Here is a 241-nt window from a genome sequence, read left to right as displayed (position 1 = left end):
TATAACTGTTTTAGTAAAAGATAATCCGCCCATAACAAATATAAACATAAAAGTAGTCAACCACATACTAAACTCAACAAAAAATGCAATAGTTAAAAAACTTATAGAGATAGACAATGACCCTAAAATAAAAACAAATAATGATCCTTTTCTATCCACTAAAAAACCACCAAAATAACCAAAAACAATAACACTCATGGTTCCAGGAAAAATAACACTATTACCTATTGTCGCTACATTT

1 pseudogene is annotated in these 241 nt (G+C 27.8%); it reads right to left on the bottom strand.

The window, feature by feature from the left end:
• A pseudogene (locus tag SH09_RS14150) lies at positions 1-241 on the bottom strand (hypothetical protein); the annotation flags it as partial.

Origin of the sequence: Staphylococcus gallinarum (genome assembly GCF_000875895.1) — a bacterium.
GTDB lineage: Bacteria > Bacillota > Bacilli > Staphylococcales > Staphylococcaceae > Staphylococcus > Staphylococcus gallinarum.
Note: the sequence above shows the minus strand (reverse complement) of the source record. Positions and strands in the feature narration are given on the sequence as shown.